Annotated in this window: 12 protein-coding genes; 11 read left to right on the plus strand and 1 reads right to left on the minus strand. The window is 36.6% G+C overall.

From position 1 onward, the window contains the following. Positions 1-23: 23 nt before the first annotated feature. Entirely contained in the window at positions 24-737 is a 714-nt protein-coding gene (locus BZG02_RS12210; protein WP_101261723.1) for an ABC transporter ATP-binding protein, read from the minus strand. Between the two features lie 416 nt (positions 738-1,153). Here BZG02_RS12210 and BZG02_RS12215 point away from each other — a divergent pair, with 416 nt between their 5' ends. The 11 genes from BZG02_RS12215 to BZG02_RS12265 all read left to right on the plus strand — a co-directional run bounded on the left by BZG02_RS12215 (position 1,154) and on the right by BZG02_RS12265 (position 18,232). After that, positions 1,154-2,500, plus strand: coding sequence for a deoxyguanosinetriphosphate triphosphohydrolase (locus BZG02_RS12215; RefSeq protein ID WP_101261844.1), 1,347 nt, complete (start codon positions 1,154-1,156; stop codon positions 2,498-2,500). Positions 2,501-2,542: 42 nt separating this feature from the next. Beyond that, a complete protein-coding gene (locus tag BZG02_RS12220) occupies positions 2,543-3,067 on the plus strand; it encodes a hypothetical protein (protein WP_101261724.1) in 525 nt (174 codons plus the stop codon). Positions 3,068-3,224: 157 nt separating this feature from the next. Further along, on the plus strand, positions 3,225-3,380 hold the full coding sequence (locus BZG02_RS20835) for a hypothetical protein (protein WP_180335711.1): 156 nt from the start codon (positions 3,225-3,227) through the stop codon (positions 3,378-3,380). A gap of 872 nt (positions 3,381-4,252) precedes the next feature. Then, the gene (locus BZG02_RS12230; protein ID WP_101261726.1) at positions 4,253-7,372 is read left to right on the plus strand and encodes a SusC/RagA family TonB-linked outer membrane protein; all 3,120 of its coding nucleotides are present in this window, start codon (positions 4,253-4,255) and stop codon (positions 7,370-7,372) included. 31 nt (positions 7,373-7,403) lie between these two features. Beyond that, entirely contained in the window at positions 7,404-8,930 is a 1,527-nt protein-coding gene (locus BZG02_RS12235) for a RagB/SusD family nutrient uptake outer membrane protein (protein ID WP_180335712.1), read from the plus strand. Positions 8,931-8,943: 13 nt separating this feature from the next. Further along, positions 8,944-10,098, plus strand: coding sequence for an IPT/TIG domain-containing protein (locus BZG02_RS12240; RefSeq protein ID WP_180335713.1), 1,155 nt, complete (start codon positions 8,944-8,946; stop codon positions 10,096-10,098). A gap of 108 nt (positions 10,099-10,206) precedes the next feature. Continuing rightward, entirely contained in the window at positions 10,207-11,562 is a 1,356-nt protein-coding gene (locus BZG02_RS12245; RefSeq protein WP_101261729.1) for an endo-1,4-beta-xylanase, read from the plus strand. A gap of 103 nt (positions 11,563-11,665) precedes the next feature. After that, positions 11,666-14,221, plus strand: a complete 2,556-nt coding sequence (locus tag BZG02_RS12250; protein WP_245868088.1) for a glycoside hydrolase family 3 C-terminal domain-containing protein — start codon at positions 11,666-11,668, stop codon at positions 14,219-14,221. A gap of 289 nt (positions 14,222-14,510) precedes the next feature. Further along, positions 14,511-15,977, plus strand: coding sequence for an MFS transporter (locus tag BZG02_RS12255; protein WP_101261731.1), 1,467 nt, complete (start codon positions 14,511-14,513; stop codon positions 15,975-15,977). A 19-nt stretch (positions 15,978-15,996) separates the two neighbouring features. Beyond that, positions 15,997-17,136, plus strand: coding sequence for an endo-1,4-beta-xylanase (locus BZG02_RS12260; protein ID WP_101261732.1), 1,140 nt, complete (start codon positions 15,997-15,999; stop codon positions 17,134-17,136). Positions 17,137-17,266: 130 nt separating this feature from the next. Next, positions 17,267-18,232, plus strand: coding sequence for a glycoside hydrolase family 43 protein (locus BZG02_RS12265; RefSeq protein WP_101261733.1), 966 nt, complete (start codon positions 17,267-17,269; stop codon positions 18,230-18,232). Positions 18,233-18,285 lie beyond the last annotated feature (53 nt).

An 18,285-nucleotide genomic window follows, 5' to 3' on the forward strand; every position in this document is an offset into this window, starting at 1 on the left:
TTTAGGTTTGGAAAGTTTGCTTACTACTGAGGAATTTTACTGCTTTCCGTACGATTAACTTTTCTGGTTTCAATAATCGATTCGATTCTACCATCTTTCAAATTAATAATACGATCTGTCATGTGAGCGATGTCATTTTCGTGTGTTACGATAATTACAGTAATACCACTTGCGTTGATTTCTTTTAGAATATCCATTACTTCAATCGAAGTTTTAGAATCTAAAGCACCAGTAGGTTCATCTGCTAAAATAATTTTTGGATTTGTTATGATTGATCGTGCAATGGCAACTCTTTGTTTTTGACCTCCGGAAAGTTCATTTGGCATGTGTTCTGCCCAATCTTTAAGGCCTAACTTGTCGAGATATTCAACAGCCATTCTGTTTCGTTTTTTTCGAGCAACTTTTTTATAGTACAAAGGAAGGGCAACATTCTCCATTGCATTTTTAAAAGAAATAAGGTTGAACGATTGAAATACAAATCCCAAGAGATCATTTCGAAGCTTAGCGGCTTTGGTTTCGCTCATGGCTTTTATTTCTTGCTGATTAAGCAGGTAAACACCATCATCATGATTATCTAAAAGCCCAAGTATATTTAAAAGTGTCGATTTACCCGATCCGGACGAACCCATTATGGAAACTAATTCACCTTCTTTTATATGCAAATCGATTCCCTTTAAAACATGAAGTTTATTCGTGCCGGTAATATACGATTTGTGAATGTTTTGTAATCGAATCATAATAGATAGTGGTATTAAAAATAAATCTGTATACAATATTAATGTTAAATCATGTTATTGCAAACAAAATTAGATAAACATGTTTTTCTATCGACAAACTTGGAATTACTACTGATAATGTCGAGTTTTAATCGATTTAAAAAGTAAAGAAACTATTCATCTCAAATTAAGTATAGTTTATCAATCGGTATGCCATATGCTTAATTGGCCTGATAATTAATAAATTATGAAGATGTGTATTGTTGCGTGTTTTACAATTGTGTTCATTTACAGTACAAAGAGTGTACGATAATGTACATTACTTTTTAATTTAGCTATTAAATTAGTGTATTTTATCTTAATAAATGTGAATAAACACTATAGGATAAGCTCAAAGCCAAATATTAGTGTAATTTTAGCTTCTCTAAATGGAAAAAATGAATTGGAATAGCTTACTATCAGCAAAACGCTTTGGTCAAGAAGACCAGTTTTCTTCGGTACAACAGAAAGATGTTAGATCCCAGTTTCAGCGCGATTATGATCGATTAATATTTTCATCCCCTTTTCGGCGCTTGCAAAATAAAACACAGGTATTTCCTTTACCGGGGAGTATTTTTGTGCACAACCGATTAACCCATAGTTTGGAGGTTTCTAGTGTGGGACGATCTTTAGGAAATGCGCTTGCCGACAAACTTATTCAGCTTGATTCAACTACAGATTCTATTTTAATTAAAGAAATTGGAAGTATTGTTGCTGGTGCTTGTTTGGCACATGATTTAGGCAATCCGCCATTTGGACATTCGGGAGAGAAGGCTTTGTCTCATTTTTTTTCGGATGGCAAAGGAAAAAAATTGCAGGATAGATTCACGCAGAAAGAATGGTGTGATTTAACTAATTTTGAAGGAAATGCAAATGCGTTTCGCTTGTTAACTCACGCCTTTTACGGAAGAAGAAAGGGTGGCTTTGCATTAACTTATTCGAGTATTGCGGCTATTGTAAAGTATCCTTGGGAAAGTGATAAAATTGAGATTGTTAAGAAAAGAAAGTATGGTTTTTTTCAGGCAGAAAAGGAAGATTATCAGAAAATTGCGAAGGAATTAGGCATTCCAGAGTTATCGTCTGGAATATTTGCGCGTTTTCCCTTGGTTTATTTAGTGGAGGCGGCAGATGATATTTGTTACCAAATTATGGATATTGAAGATGCTCATAAGCTGATGATACTGAGTACTGAAGAAACAAAGACTTTACTATTGAGTTTTTATCATCCCGATAAGGACAAAAATAGTTTGCGCCGAATTGCCGAAACCTGTAAAGAGGTTACCGACATTAATGAACAAATTGCCTACATACGGGCTGGAGTGATAGGGAAACTAATTTCGGAATGTGTGAATGTGTTTGTGGATCGTTATGAATTAATCATGGCAGGGACTTTTACCTCTACGTTGATTAAAGAGATTAATGAAACATCCTTATCGGCCTATAAAAAGTGCTCTAAAGTAGCAGTTTCGCGAATTTATCGACATCGATCGGTTGTGGAAATTGAATTGGCTGGCTATAAGATATTGGGGACCTTGCTAGATGAGTTTGTTTCTGCTGTTCTGGAACCTGAAAATTTTTATTCTAAAAATCTACTGTCATTAATACCGGAGCAGTATCATGCAAATTGTGGCTCGGACTATGAGAAAATTATGGCGATATTGGATTTTATTTCTGGAATGACAGATGTTTTTGCTTTGGATTTGTATCGAACTATAAAGGGAATAGAGTTGCCGGGTATTAATTAATAGAGGTTTTGAGTTCTAAAAAAGTGGCATTAAATGCATTAAATGAGAAAAATATATTTGTTAATCGGCTTGCTTATTTCTATTCTGCCTTCGGTATTTGCACAAAACGATTGGGTTAAAACCATATCGGAAAAGTCAAAAATTAGTTTCGATTTGCCTGAAAATCCGATGATGCAGACAAAAGATTTAAATGGGATAAAAATTGAGGTGTTTAGCTATAAAGATGCAGCGACGGTTTTTGGAGTTGTTGCCTCCGATTTTTCAGGTGTAGGCTTAGATTTTACCTATTCCGATCCTACGGAATATTATCAGGAAATGAAAGAGGGGAGTTTGGTAACAGGAAATGCGATTTTAATTTTGGAAAGTTCGGTTCCTTATCAGAAAATGTTAGGCAAGGAGATTATTTATACTCAGTTGGTAGGAGAGCATGAATATACCTACTACAAGCGATTTTTTTTTAGAGGCAAGTTTATTTATCAGATTGCAATTGGTGGTCCTTCGAGAATGAAACAGTTTTTGGTAGATAAAAAAGACCTCTTTTTTAATACAATTGACTTTAAGGATTAGGTTTTTCTTGAAAAATACCCTTGGATGTTACGTAAATGTGAACTGAAAATACGCGTTTAGAAACTCATATTACGTAATTATTAAATCGTGCCAAATCGGCTTGACTTTGTCCATTTATCCTCTTAATTTTATGTTATTAAAAACCGATAAAACGAGGATGATGAATATTTTTAGCAAAATTAAAGAGTTGTTTTCCTTTTCGAGAGATGAGGATTTTATTGTGGTTGATTTAACTACAAAAATAATTCAGTCGATGAATTCTAAAGACTGGAGTAGGTTGCAGAATAAGAAGAATTATATGGTGATAAAATAAGTAATTTTTTATTCCTTAATTTTTTTTTCGGTAAAAGCCTGAAAAGATTCTTTTTCTTACAGATTTTATCATGGAGTTTCGTGCACATTATCATTTTAATAATTCGATAGTTTCCATTTTTCTTTGTTCGTTCTGAACTGTGTTTCCCTGCAATTGTAAAAAGCTTATTTGCCAATTAGTAGTGGAAGTTTTTGGTGCAATAGTTTGTCGTTTTTCGCAGTTACTATATCTAAAATAAATTTATTAGCGGTACAATTTCTGTTATAGATTGCTACATGCATACATCCTGTTCTTCATGTAAATAGGATTCTTAACTAGTTTTTTTGTTTTAATTCAAGCTTTTTCGCCTCCTTCTCCAAATATTTCTGCCCGTTTATTTTATACCAATTTAAGTTTGGTAAAAAATAGCTAGTTCCTAAAGTAGGTTTTGAAAAGCAAAGATGGCATTCCGATAAATAATATCGTGTATTTATTCCCTATTAAAAGGTTTTACTTTTTGATAGGTTTGTTGGTGCATTGAATCGTAATTTTGATCTTTTTAAAGAAAGTGTAGGTTTTTTCGAAGGGCGAAAATCGATTTAACCTTGAAAATATTCAATTTTAAATTGTCACTATTCAATAGAAAATTTAGTTATAAGTGATAGTATCATAGGGGGTTGGAAGAATTTCCACTTTCTATGGAAGATTTTAAACGTCGTACTGAGGCGTAAGTATTAAACTTGCGGGAGAAGAAAAATTGACATTACGCAAAGGTTTGAATTTCTGAAAAGACAAACTTAGATGTAAAAAGCTAACTATTGATTGGACTTCTTTTTTCACTAATTAATGTTGAATTGATTTCAATATTCCTATTCTAATCTAATTACTAAAAGATGAAAAGAAAACTTAATTTATTACTCTTAATGCTTGTTCTGAGCATTACTGCTTATTCACAGCAGATGGTAGTATCGGGTAAAGTAGTAGTCAAAGAATCCCGGGAGCCTTTGCCAGGCGTTACTGTTATTGAGAAAGGGACTACAAACGGTACAACTACCGACATGGATGGTAACTACTCTATTAATGTATCGAAGAATGGTGTTTTGCTTTATTCTTTTATTGGTTTCGAAACGGTAAACCAAGAAGTTAAAGGACAATCTTTAATTAATATTGAACTGATTGAGTCTTCTATTGGTTTGAATGAGGTTGTAGCGGTTGGTTACGGTGTAATGAAAAAGAGTGATCTTACCGGATCGGTTGTATCTGTAAAAGGAGAAACGATGGAAGACCAACCATTTGCAGGGGTTGACCAAGCGTTGCAAGGACGAGTTGCTGGAGTTACAGTTACCCAAAACTCTGGTGCTCCAGGTGGAGGTGTTTCTTTACGTGTACGTGGTATTACTTCCTTAACCGGAAACAATGAGCCATTATATGTTATTGATGGTGTGCCTTTACAGGGAAATTCAAATAATGATTCTTATACTTTTTCTGCATTAGGAGGTGGAAATGGACAAACTAAAGTAAGTGCATTGTCTAGCATTAATCCTTCGGATATTGAATCTATTGAGGTGTTAAAGGATGCTTCGGCATCGGCAATTTACGGTTCTCGTGGAGCTAATGGAGTTGTGTTGATTACAACAAAAAGCGGTCAAAAAGGAAAATCGAAAGTGTCTTACGAAGGCTATTACGGAGTACAACAAGTGGGAAAATATGTAGACGTAATGAATTTAAAAGAGTATGCTGAATATTATGCAGATGTATTAACAACGCAAGGAAAATCGGTTCCTTTCGAATTTCAAAATCCGGAATTATTAGGTGAAGGTACCGATTGGCAGAAAGAAATTTTTCGTTCGGCTCCAATTCAGAATCATCAGGTTTCTGTTTCGGGTGGTAACGATAAAACAACATTTTATACTTCCTTAAGCTATTTTGATCAGGAAGGTATCGTTATAAATTCTGATTTTCGTCGATTTTCAACTCGTTTGAATTTAGATCATAAAGTAAATGAATGGATTAAAGTTGGAAATAATGTTTCGATGAGTAATTCGAAGGAACACATTACTTTCAATGATGATGAAGCGGGTGTAATTAGTTCTGCATTAAGACAATCCCCAAATATTCCTGTTACTTATTCCGACGGAAGTTGGGGTGGACCAACCGATGGAATTGGTGTGGGAAACGGTAGAAATCCTGTTGCATGGTCCGAAATCAGAAACAGTGAATTAGAGCGTTATAAGATTAATGGGAACTTCTTCCTGGATCTTACTTTAGCCGAAGGTTTGACTTTTAGAAGTGAAATCGGTTACGATTTTAACTTGAATAAGACAAATGTATTCAATCCCACCTACGAAATTGGTAGAGAGGTAAACGAAATTAGTACTTCGTCAAAATCTAGTAGTGATAGTTTCTTTTGGGTATTGAAAAATTATTTGAACTATCTGAAATCTTTTGGTGATCATTCATTGAATGCAATGCTTGGTCATGAGTCTCAAAAGTCAACATGGGAGTCTTTAAGTGGTACAAGAACTGGATTTCTTACCAATGACATTACTGCATTAAATGCTGGTGATGCTTTAACTGCAACAAACGGGAACTCATTGGGAACACATAGTATTGAATCCTATTTTGGTCGTTTCAACTATGGTTTCAAAGGAAAATATTTAATGACAGCAACGCTTCGTGCGGATGCATCGTCGAATTTTGGAGAAAACAACAAGTGGGGATATTTTCCTTCCTTTTCTGGAGCTTGGGTGGTAACTAAGGAGCCTTTTATGGAGCAATTTTCAGGTGTGTTGAACTATGCGAAATTACGTGCAGGTTACGGTGAGGTTGGAAATCAGGATATTGGAGGATATGCTTATGGTGCAAGTTTAAGAAGTATCACAACTGTTTATGGAACAGGTTTTTCTCAAGCAAATATCGCAAATCCTGATGTAAAATGGGAATCGACAAGATCGACAAATATTGGTTTAGAGCTTGGGTTTTTGGATAATAAAATCAAGTTAGATGTTGATGTATACAAGAAAACTTCTAAAGATTTCTTATTTCCTCAGCCACTGCCTAGTTATTTAGGAGCAATGAATTCGGCCTCTTATATGGGATTAAAGCCTCCAATGGTAAATTTGGGTGAGATGGAAAACCAAGGAATTGATATTTCATTAACAACTAGAAATATTACCAAGCCTAACTTTACATGGTCATCTACATTTGTATTTTCAACTTACAAAAATGAGTTGATTAGTATGAACAGTGATGAGGGAGCAATTTTCCAAACATTTGAATTCAACAATACGTTAACGAAAACTGCCGAAGGGAAAGCTGTTGGACAGTTTTACGGATATCAAGTTGACGGATTATTTAAAGATGAAGCTGAATTGTATGCAAGTCCTTCGCAAGGAGATATCGGAGAAGTGAATGGTGTTTGGGTAGGAGATATAAAGTTTAAAGATATCAACGAAGATGGAAAAATTGATGATGCAGATCGTACTTTTATCGGTAATCCTCATCCCGATTTCACTTACAGTATTACGAATGAGATGTCTTATAAGAATTTTGACTTTTCGTTCACATTGCAAGGTTCTCAAGGAAATGATATTTACAACTGGACACGTAAATTGACCGAAGGAATGAAAGAGGTTACTGGAAATCAGGCGAAAACAGTTGCCAACCGTTTTATTGCTGGTGTAAATGAAGATACAAATTTCCCTCGTTTTGCATTTGGCGATCCAAATAACAACAGTAGAGTCTCCGATCGTTTTATTGAGGATGGTTCTTTCTTAAAAATTCAAAATGTGACTTTGGCTTATACTTTCGATAAAAGTCAATTAGCAAGATTGTCTTTCGTGAACAAGTTGAGAGTTTATGCTACTGTTCAGAACCTACACACATTCACTAACTATTCTGGTTACGATCCTGAAATTGGTGCTTACAATCAGAATTCTCTGCTAATGGGAGTTGACAATGGTCGTTACCCAGTTCCAAGAATCTTTATGATGGGTGTTAATGTTGAATTCTAAATCTACTTGTTACGTTAAAAAAATTACGATCATGAAAAATAACATATTCATATTATTACTCCTTTTTCTTTCGGCTTCTTGCTCGGATAGTTTCTTGGAGAATGCCCCTGAAGATTCGTTGGTAGTTGATAATTATTACAATACCAACGAGCAGGTTAAAAGTGCTGGAGCTCCACTTTACGGATATCCATGGTTTTACTTTAATGAAAAATTCCTTATCTGCGTTGGCGACAATTACAGTGGAAATTCAACGGGTACTTATTCCGACATTGCTCAGTTTACTTTATTTTCAGTAAATCAGGGAAACCAATTTGCAACCGAAGGTTGGGATGCTCTTTATAATGTAATTGGAACAGCAAATACATTGCTTTACAATTTAGATACAAAAGTTTCAGGTGATGTTGATGAGGATGTTCTGGAATCGGTTCGAGGTGAGGCGTATTTTATGAGAGCAACTGCTTATTATTACTTGGTGAGAACATGGGGAGCAGTACCAATTATTCATAGTATGGATCAGTATAATGCTGAAGCTGATGTGTATAGAAACACTGTTGAAGATGTTTATACTTTTATATTGAACGATTACGCTATGGCAGCGAGCAGAGTTCCGATTCAAAGAGCAGATAGCGAAGTTGGTCGAGTAACACAAACAGCTTGTAATGCAATGATGGCTTCGGTATATCTTACCTTAAAAGATTATGCCAATGCAAAAGCACAAGCCGAATTGGTTATTAATTCGGGTTATTATGGATTATTGGATAAGTTTGGTGATGTATTCCATCCAAGGAACAACAACAGTCGGGAATCAATTTTTGCATTGCAATGGGTTGCTAACCAAGGTTGGGGATATGCAAATGTAAATCAAGCTTACTTAGCCGCTTCTCCAAAATTAACAAATGCTGGCGATGGTTGGGGAACTTTTCAACCAAGTATCGATTTTCAAAATGCTTTTGAAGATGGTGATTTGAGAAGACATGAAACCATTATGGAGCCAGGCGATTTTTACCCAGACTTAGTAACTGCCGAAGGAGGTTATACTGTTCCCGAAGCTGGAATGACAAGTACAATGGCTGGTTGGAGAAAGTATGTGGTAGGTTCTAAAGATGAGTGGGAAGATGTTGGTTTCATGTCAACAAATTTGAACACATACATTATAAGATATGCCGAAGTATTATTGATTCATGCGGAAGCAATTTTAGGAACTAGTGCTTCTACTACAGATGCAAAAGCCTTAGAGTCATTTAATATGGTAAGAAAAAGAGCAGGATTAGCTGAAAAAACTTCTCTTACTTTCGATGATATTCTTCAGGAAAGAAGAATGGAATTTGCTGTTGAAGGAAAATATTGGTACGATTTAGCACGTATGGATAGAACCAAAGCAATAGCTATTATATCGAATCAGGAAAGAGGAGATTATAACGATGGAGATTATGATGACATCATTACAAGAAAAGTAACTCCTTCAGCTGGCGATTTTTTACTACCTATTCCAGGTTCGGAAGCAGATTTAAATCCGCTATTGTTAGAGGAGCCGGTTCCATTCGATTTTAACAACTAAAATGTCTTCTATTATGAAAACGAAATATAAAATGAACAATATCATCAGCGCACTACTTGTGTTGATGGTAAGTGTCCTGAGTTATTCTTGTGATGATGATGCCAATTTAAATCCAGCGATTGATGTAATGGTATCTGAGAATACAGACCTAAACATTAATTCAGGAAAGCCAAATGATTTGATTATTGCCGAAGGAAACGATCTTCAGGATGTTAAAACAGTTACTTTTAGAGCGCTTAGTGCACCTGAAGAAAACATTGTTGATGTTGTTTTTAATCCGGTATTGAATTCAAAATTAGCCATCATGTTTAATGTTCCTTTCGATGAAACAAAAGGAAGTGAATTTGGTGCGCAAGTTGTAACCATCACAAATAAAGATGGTGATGTAATTACGCACGATTTTAATTTAATTCAACCAGAACCAACAATCGGTGTATTTTCACCAGAGCGCCCAAAAGCGAATGAAACAGTTTCTATTTCAGGCGAATGGTTCCAGAATGTTATTTCTGTATCTTTTGCAGGAAGCCTGGTTGATTATACTATAATTTCATCAACTGAAATTTCGATAGTGGTACCTGATGGAACCGTATTAGGTTCTGATGTAACTATTGTTACTGATGGAGGTGAAGTAACTGCATTTCTTGATATTGATATAGGATACAACTTGTATTTAGTTGCTGATTTTGATGGAGGCGGATTGCGTCCGAATAATAATTGGATTACTTATGGCGATGCAGGACCGCTTGACTATGTAACAGGCGGACCAAGCGGAACATTTGCTCAATTTCAATGGTTAGGCGACAATTCTAACGGATACAATGGTTGCCAGTCGGATGCTACAGAAACAATGGTGGTAGAGAGTGACCCTGAAAAGGTGATGTTCTTGATTGATGTAAATTGTAATGGAAAAATTGGTTCGGTTGCTGAATTCTTAATTGTGGACCGCGATGGTGGTAACTGGGCATTCCGCCATGAATTTACCGAAGATGGATGGCATACAATAGAAACACCAGTTGCCGCATTTGGAGCGAACTACGATCCTGAAAATCAAGGAAGTGGTGATGTGGATCCAACACAGATTAATCAAGTTAAAGTTACTATAGCAGAGTGGGGAGCAAATCCTTCCACTGTACAGTTTGATAACATTCGTTTTCACGGTTTTTATTAGAGATTAGTTTTTTTTCAGGCTTGCGTCATGGGTTGCAAGCCTGAATTTTTTATTATTTGAGCTATTTTTATAATAGCTTTTAACCACCAAAAGTAATTGCAAAATAAGATGAACGAATTCAGATTTAGATTTTTAACCATTTTAATTGGTCTGTTAATTTCCATTACTAGTTGTTCAAGTGGCGGTGGCGATTCAGAGCCAGAAATTGAATTGGGAGATCCTATTGCCAACCAGGCTACAAGTATTACCTCTTCAAGTTTTACAGCAAGTTGGTCAAGAGTGTATCGTGCCGAAAGTTATCTACTGGATGTTTCGGAAGATGCTGGTTTTGCAACATTTTTGGCAGGGTATAATGCTAAATCTTTAGTTTCTCTTAACGAAGATATTACAGGGTTAGAAAGTAATATGCAGTATTACTATCGAGTAAAAGCTGTAAATGGAGCTATTGTTTCCAGTTATTCAAATATAGTAGAAACTACAACTTCATTTATTCCTGATTCAGATCAGACTTTAAAGAAAGCTGCCGATACATTCTTTGTTGGGGTTGCCGTTCAATCGGGAAAACTAAATGGACAGTACGATGAAACCTATAGAAAAGAGTTTAGCAGTATTACCGCAGAATGGGAAATGAAAATGAATGTAATGCATCCATCTGTTGACACTTATGATTTTGGTCCAGCCGATGCGATTGTAAATTACGGGCAGACAAATGGAATTAATGTTCATGGTCATTCGCTTATTTGGCACAATTCAACTCCTGATTGGGTAAAGAATTTTGCAGGAACCGATCAGGAATTCGAAGACATGATTGAGGAGTACATCACGACAGTGGTAACTCGTTACAAAGGAAAAGTAACCTCTTGGGATGTGGTGAATGAAGCAGTAGAGGATGGATCAGGAAATTTAAGAAATTCAATCTATCGTCAGAAAATGGGCGACGATTACATTGCCAAATGTTATCAGTTTGTTCGCGCTGCCGATCCTGATGTATTAATTTTTTATAATGATTACAGTATGATTATCGATCAAACAAAACAAGATGCTGTTTTTGCAATGGTGGATGATTTTATTGCACGAAATATTCCAATTGACGGCGTTGGATTTCAAATGCACATTTCTCACGATTATCCTGCGAAAGCAGATATTCAAAAGGCTACCGACCGAATTGTAGAAAGAAATTTAAAAGTTCACTTTTCTGAATTGGATGTCCGGGCAAATCCCAATAAGGATATCACTTCTTTAACCGCTGAAAGATCATTATCGCAAAAAGCGAAGGTAAAGGAAGTAGTTCAAGTGTACAATAGTATTCCGAACGATAACAAATACGCATTAACAGTTTGGGGATTGAAAGATTCTGAAACCTGGTTGACTGATTTTTATGGATATGTTGATTGGCCATTATTATTTGATGGAAACTATAACAAAAAAGATGCATACTACGGATTTTTAGAAGGCTTGCAATAAAACTGAATTATAACCAACTACTATGATATTAAATAAGATATTTCCATTTTGTATTTTTCTCACCCTTTTATCCTGTTCACAGGATGTGAAAAAACATGAGAATATGAATTTATCCTTCGAAGAAAGAGCGGAAAACTTGGTTTCACAGATGACATTGGCCGAAAAAGTTTCTCAGATGAGTTACGAATCGCCAGCCATTGATCGTTTGGAAATTCCTGAACACAATTGGTGGAACGAATGTTTGCATGGAGTTGCACGTGCCGGAGTGGCAACAGTTTTTCCTCAAGCAATTGGAATGGCAGCCATGTGGGATCGTGAACAAATGTTCGAGGTAGCGAATGCTATTTCCGATGAGGCAAGAGCAAAACATCATCAGTTTGCGGAAAATGGCAAACGTGGAATTTATCAGGGATTAACTTTTTGGACTCCCAATGTAAATATTTTTAGAGATCCTCGTTGGGGAAGAGGAATGGAAACCTATGGCGAAGATCCTTATTTGACAGGAGAACTAGGTGTTCAGTTTATTAAAGGTTTACAAGGCGATGATGATACTTACTATAAGGTAATTGCGACTGCAAAGCATTTTGTAGTTCATAGCGGACCAGAAGCAGAAAGACATAGTTTTAATGCTACGCCCAGTCAGTACGACATGCTGAATACTTACAGTCCTCACTTTAAAAAAGTGATTCAGGAAGGTGGTGTGTATTCGGTAATGTGTGCTTACAACAGTTACAATGGTTTGCCTTGTTGTGGAAATAAATCTTTAAGCAATCTTTTGCGCGAAGAATGGGGATTTAAAGGATATATTGTATCGGATTGCTGGGCAATTAATGATTTCTACATGCCAGATGCACATGCGGTTACATCTTCGCAACAGGAAGCCGCAGCAATGGCAGTAAAAGCAGGAACCGATTTAAATTGTGGTAATTCGTATCCTTCTTTAGTTGAAGCAGTTAAGAATGGTTTGATTTCAGAGGCTGAGCTAGATATTTCGGTGAAGAGATTATTGCTTGCCCGTTTAAAGTTGGGATTATTTGCACCTAAGGGAGCGGTGAAATATGAAAAGATATCCTACGATGTGGTCGATTCGGAAATGCATCGGTTGTTGGCATTACAAACTGCCAGAAAATCGATGGTTCTTCTAAAAAATGAGAACAAATTACTTCCTCTTAATAAATCAATCCAAAAAGTAGCGGTAATTGGTTCTAATGCCAACGATTTGGAAGTTTTATTGGGGAATTACAATGGTTATCCATCTGCGCCAGTTACTCCATTGGAGGGAATCAAGCAAAAATTACCAAATGCTGAAGTAAAGTATGCGGTAGGATGTAAATTGGCCGAGGGTTTGCCAATTTTTGAAGCCATACCAGCTTCCGTTTTATTTACCGATGAAACTTGTAAAACAAATGGTTTATCTGCAGAATATTTTAACAATAAAGAATTAAAAGGCGAAGCAAGTCATACGAGAATCGATTCGAATGTTGATTTTATTTGGGGAACAACTCCACCTTTTGAAGACTTAGCTTACGACCAATTTTCGGCACGCTGGAAAGGTGTTATTAAAGTGGAGGAATCAGGCGATTACGCATTGGGTGGCGAAGGATTTTTAGGAATTAAAATATTCTTTCAAGATTCTTTGTTGATTTCCAGAAGTGAGGTTCATCATCCGCATAAAGAATACGAATATGTGCATTTAGAAGCTAACAAGCCATATTCTATTCAATTGGAATACATTCAGGACAACACCGAGCATGCTATGATGCGCCTTTTGTGGGAAAAACCAAATAGTAATTTAGCCGATGAGGCCATTGCAATTGCTAAAGAAGCGGAGGTTGTAATTTTCTGTATGGGAATTAGTCCTTTGCTGGAAGGCGAGGAAATGAAGGTGAAAGTGGATGGTTTTGCTCACGGAGACAGATTAAATATCAAGCTTCCGGCAACACAAACTGCTTTAATGAAGGAAATCAAGAAATTGGGGAAACCAATGGTTTTGGTTTTACTAAATGGAAGTGCTTTGGCTGTTAATTGGGAAAATGAAAACATACCTGCAATAGTAGAAGCGTGGTATCCTGGTCAGGCCGGAGGTACTGCAATTGCCGATGTTTTGTTTGGCGATTACAATCCTGCTGGTCGTTTGCCATTAACTTTTTATAAGAGTGTTGACGATATTCCTGCTTTTAGCGATTACGATATGAAAGGAAAAACCTATCGTTATTTCGAAGGAGAAGCTTTATACGATTTCGGTTTTGGCTTGTCTTATTCTGATTTTACTTATTCGAACTTAAAAGCTCCAGATCATATTGCTCCAGGCGATTGTGTGGAAATATCGGTAGATGTAACTAATAATAGTAAAATTGATGGGGAAGAGGTAATTCAGTGTTATGCATCGAATCCGCAAGCTGGAGGAGTAAATCCAAATCGTTCGTTAGTCGAATTTCAACGAGTGATGATAAAAGCGGGCGAAAGTAAAACCATTCATTTTACCATCGAAGCGTCTCAATTAACTATTGTCGATAATCAATTCAAAGAAATGGTGATGGCTGGTGAATTAAAAATCTCGCTTGGTGGAGCTCAGCCCAATTTGCAACGAATTAAGGAACGAAAAGTACTAACAAAAAACATACTGGTTGAAGGTTCTGCCTGTGAAATGGGCAAATAAGTAAAACCTTATTTCACAGCTTAAATTTATAGCACTTCATGTTACAAATGAAGTGCTACAGCCAATTCTTTGTGCTTTTTTTAAGGGTGTTGTGTAGAGTTTGAATTGATAACAATGGTTCGGGAAGTTTTTGTAAGTATTTGATATCTAGAGTGTTTTGTTTATTGGTGCGAATCATTTAAGGTTCTGAAGATAAGTGAGATATGAATTAGTCTTGTGTCTTACATCTCATGTTTAACGATCTATTGTGATAAAATACAGTGATTAAATAGAATTATAATAATACAATATGAGTGAGTCGGCAAAAATTTCGATAAAAGAAAAGATAGGGTATAGTTTGGGTGATTTGGCTGCCAATCTAATTTTTCAAACCCTAATGACTTTCTTGGCATTCTTTTATACCGATGTGTATAAAATTCCGCCAGCTACGGCTTCTGCAATCATTTTTGCGGGAGGAATGATAGGTGCTTTTTTTAATCCAGTTATGGGTGTAATAGCCGATAGAACCAAAACAAAATGGGGAAAGTTTCGTCCGTGGATTTTATGGACTGCCGTACCTTTTGGCGCAATGGCTATGCTAGCCTTTAGCACGCCAGATTTCGGTCCATCGGGTAAAGTTATTTATGCTTTGGTTACCTACATTTTATTGGTGATGGTATATTCGGCTAGTAACTTGCCTTATTCGGCTTTAAGTGGGGTGATTACGGGCGATATGAAAGAGCGAAACAGTATCTCATCCTATCGTTTTGTGGCAGTAATGATTGCTCAGTTTATTGTACAAGCACTGCTTTTGCCACTGGTATTAATTCTTGGCGATGGCGATAAAACAGTTGGTTTCGAGAATACAATCGGAATTTTTGCAGTAGTAGGAGTCATCTTTCTTTTAATCACTTTTCTTACAACCAAAGAGAGAATTGTTCCTAATGCAGAGCAAAATACAAGTGTAAAACAAGATTTTGCTGATTTGTTTAAAAACAGACCTTGGATTGCCATGTTGATTTTAACAATTTTCATTTTCATTACGCTTTCTCTTAAGGGGGGAATGTATGTGTACTATTTCGAAAATTATTTAGACGAGCAAGCACTGGCTAGCTTCTTAAATAATATTGGTTTTAATAGTTTCATCGATGGATTGAATAGTCTTCTAACCAATATGGGATTAGTAGGCTTTCATTGGCCCGAAGATGTTTCTACGTCTGGTTTTAGTTTGTTTAATGCCTCAGGGATCATTTTCATGATTATTGGAATTGGATTTTCGAAGTTCTTCGCCGATAAATTTGGTAAACGGGATGCATTTGGAACCAGTTTATTTCTTTCGGCATTGTGTCTATTGGCTTTCTATTTCTATTCTCCACAATCTATAGCAATTGTATTTATTAGTCAGATGGTGCATGGTTTCTTCTACGGAATATCAACGCCACTACTTTGGGCGATGATTGCCGATGTAGCCGATTATTCCGAATGGAAAAATCACCGACGAGCTACAGCAATTATCTTTTCAGCAATGATATTTGGTTTAAAAGCCGGATTGAGTATTGGTGGCGCTTTGGTGGCAGGAATTTTAGCCATGTATGGATACAATGAGCAATTACTTGCCCAATCAGCAGAAACAGTTGGGGGAATAAAATTAGCAATGAGTGTATTGCCAACCCTAACTTTTTGTGTGAGTGTTGCCTGTCTTTTCTTTTACGATATCGATAAGAAAAAAGAAATACAGATAGAAAAAGAACTAACGCTTCGCAGACAAAATGCATAACCCTTTAAATAGACAAATTATGACACTAAGAAATTATACGAAAGGACTTTTATTGATTTGCGTAGTCTCTGCAATCATGAGTGCTTGTTCAGAAAATAAATGCACATCCGAAGAGGGGCTGAAAGATGCTTTTCAAGGATCTTACCTAATTGGAACGGCATTAAATACTCCTCAAATTTTGGGTGAAGATAGTTTAGCGCTTCAAGTGGTAACAAAGCATTTTAACACTATTGTTGCCGAAAACTGCATGAAAAGTGAGGTAGTACAACCGGAAGAAGGCAAATTTGATTTTAACTTATCGGATAAATTTGTTGAATTCGGAGAAAAAAACAAGATGTTCATCACTGGGCATACCTTAGTTTGGCATTCGCAAGCTCCGGCTTGGTTCTTTGTCGATAGCTTAGGAAATGATGTTAGTCGCGACGTGATGATCGAGCGCATGAGAACACACATTTCAACAGTTGTTGGTCGTTACAAAGGTCGCGTAAAAGGCTGGGATGTGGTGAACGAAACCATTATGGAAGACGGAAGCTTTCGCGATAGCAAGTTGGTTCAGATTATTGGAGAAGACTTTGTAAAATTGGCTTTTCAGTTTGCGCACGAGGCCGATCCCGAAGCTGAATTGTATTACAATGATTATTCCATGTCTATTCCTGCTAAGCGCGACGGTGTTATTCGTATGGTAAAAAGTTTGCAGGAAGCTGGAGTTAGAATCGATGGAATTGGAATGCAGGCGCATAGCTCAATAACCACTCCTGATAGGAACGAATTTGAAAAAAGTATAGAAGCGTTTGCGAGTTTAGGAGTGAAGGTGATGATTACCGAATTGGATATTTCGGTATTGCCTTTTCCAGATTTAAATGTTGGAGCAGATGTAGCAAAGAGTTATGAGTTTAAACCAGAGCTAAATCCATACCCAACGGAACTTCCTGATTCAATTTCTGTTCAGTTAAATAATAGATATGTTGAATTTTTCGAATTGTTCAACAAACATCAGGATAAAATTAGTAGGGTAACTTTTTGGGGAGTTAACGATTTACAAACTTGGCGTAACAATTGGCCCGTATCCGGAAGAACTGATTATCCTTTGCTATTTGATAGAAACAGTAAGGAGAAATCAGCAGTTCAGGCAATCATTAATTTAAGAAAAAAATTATAGCATAATTCGCGTAGTTGGGATTATAAGTCAGAGTCTGGATACCAATTGTGAGCTTAACAAGATTTGGCTGGCTTAAGCCACGATTGGTTTCAAGAATAATTCAGATTGAATTGAGATTAATATAACTAGAATGAAAGAACCAAAGTACTTAGTAGAAGATTTATATACTGCAGATCCGGCAGCGCATGTTTTTAATGGAAAACTGTATATTTATCCATCTCACGATATCGAAACAGGTATGCCTGAGAACGATAATGGCGATCATTTTGCGATGAGAGATTACCATGTTTATTCGATGGAGGAGATAGATGGAAAAGTAACTGATCATGGTGTTATTTTGGATGTGGATGATGTGCCTTGGTCGGGCAGACAAATGTGGGCACCAGCAGCTGCCGCTAAAAATGGAAAGTATTACTTCTATTTTCCGCTGAAGGATAAAAACGACATTTTTAGAATTGGAGCCGCGGTAAGCGATAAACCCGAAGGTCCTTTTATTGCTGAAAAGCATCCAATTATGGGAAGTTATAGTATCGACCCTGGAATGTTTGAAGAGAATGGCGAGCATTACATGTATTTTGGTGGAATTTGGGGAGGTCAGCTACAGCGTTACCGCGATAATAAAGCTATTGAAGTAGGTGCAGAACCTGCCGATGAGGAACCTGCTTTGTGTGCAAAAGTGGTGAGAATGGCCGACGATTTATTGGAGTTTGCTGAGGAGCCAAAAGATGTTGTGATTTTAGATGAGGATGGAAATCCATTAAAAGCTGGTGATCACGATCGTCGTTTTTTCGAAGCTGCTAAAATGCATAAATACAAGGAAAAATATTACTTCTCCTACTCTACGGGTAACACGCACTTATTGTGTTACGCCATTGGAGATAATCCTTATGGACCATTTACCTATAAAGGGGAAATTTTATCGCCGGTCGTAGGTTGGACTACTCATCATTCCATTTGTGAATTTAAGGGCAAATGGTATCTTTTTTATCACGATTGCAAACCATCAGGGGGCAAGACCTGGTTGCGAAGTGTAAAGTTTGTGGAATTGGAATACAACGAAGATGGTACTATTAAACCATTGGATGGAATGTCCTAAGCAATTCTGTTTTTTTAAATAGGTTAGTTGGTAAAGGTGTGTTGGGAGAGTAT

The sequence above is a fragment of the Labilibaculum filiforme genome, from assembly GCF_002843315.1.
In the GTDB taxonomy this organism is placed as follows: domain Bacteria; phylum Bacteroidota; class Bacteroidia; order Bacteroidales; family Marinifilaceae; genus Labilibaculum; species Labilibaculum filiforme.

Excerpts from the sequence above, each read along its gene's own strand:
- BZG02_RS20835 (WP_180335711.1), top strand. The coding sequence starts at position 3,225 with ATGATGAATATTTTTAGCAAAATTAAAGAGTTGTTTTCCTTTTCGAGA.
- BZG02_RS12255 (WP_101261731.1), top strand. The coding sequence starts at position 14,511 with ATGAGTGAGTCGGCAAAAATTTCGATAAAAGAAAAGATAGGGTATAGT.
- BZG02_RS12250 (WP_245868088.1), top strand. The coding sequence starts at position 11,666 with ATGAATTTATCCTTCGAAGAAAGAGCGGAAAACTTGGTTTCACAGATG.
- BZG02_RS12265 (WP_101261733.1), top strand. The coding sequence starts at position 17,267 with ATGAAAGAACCAAAGTACTTAGTAGAAGATTTATATACTGCAGATCCG.
- BZG02_RS12260 (WP_101261732.1), top strand. The coding sequence starts at position 15,997 with ATGACACTAAGAAATTATACGAAAGGACTTTTATTGATTTGCGTAGTC.
- BZG02_RS12245 (WP_101261729.1), top strand. The coding sequence starts at position 10,207 with ATGAACGAATTCAGATTTAGATTTTTAACCATTTTAATTGGTCTGTTA.
- BZG02_RS12220 (WP_101261724.1), top strand. The coding sequence starts at position 2,543 with ATGAGAAAAATATATTTGTTAATCGGCTTGCTTATTTCTATTCTGCCT.
- BZG02_RS12210 (WP_101261723.1), bottom strand. The coding sequence starts at position 737 with ATGATTCGATTACAAAACATTCACAAATCGTATATTACCGGCACGAAT.
- BZG02_RS12215 (WP_101261844.1), top strand. The coding sequence starts at position 1,154 with ATGAATTGGAATAGCTTACTATCAGCAAAACGCTTTGGTCAAGAAGAC.
- BZG02_RS12235 (WP_180335712.1), top strand. The coding sequence starts at position 7,404 with ATGAAAAATAACATATTCATATTATTACTCCTTTTTCTTTCGGCTTCT.
- BZG02_RS12230 (WP_101261726.1), top strand. The coding sequence starts at position 4,253 with ATGAAAAGAAAACTTAATTTATTACTCTTAATGCTTGTTCTGAGCATT.
- BZG02_RS12240 (WP_180335713.1), top strand. The coding sequence starts at position 8,944 with ATGAAAACGAAATATAAAATGAACAATATCATCAGCGCACTACTTGTG.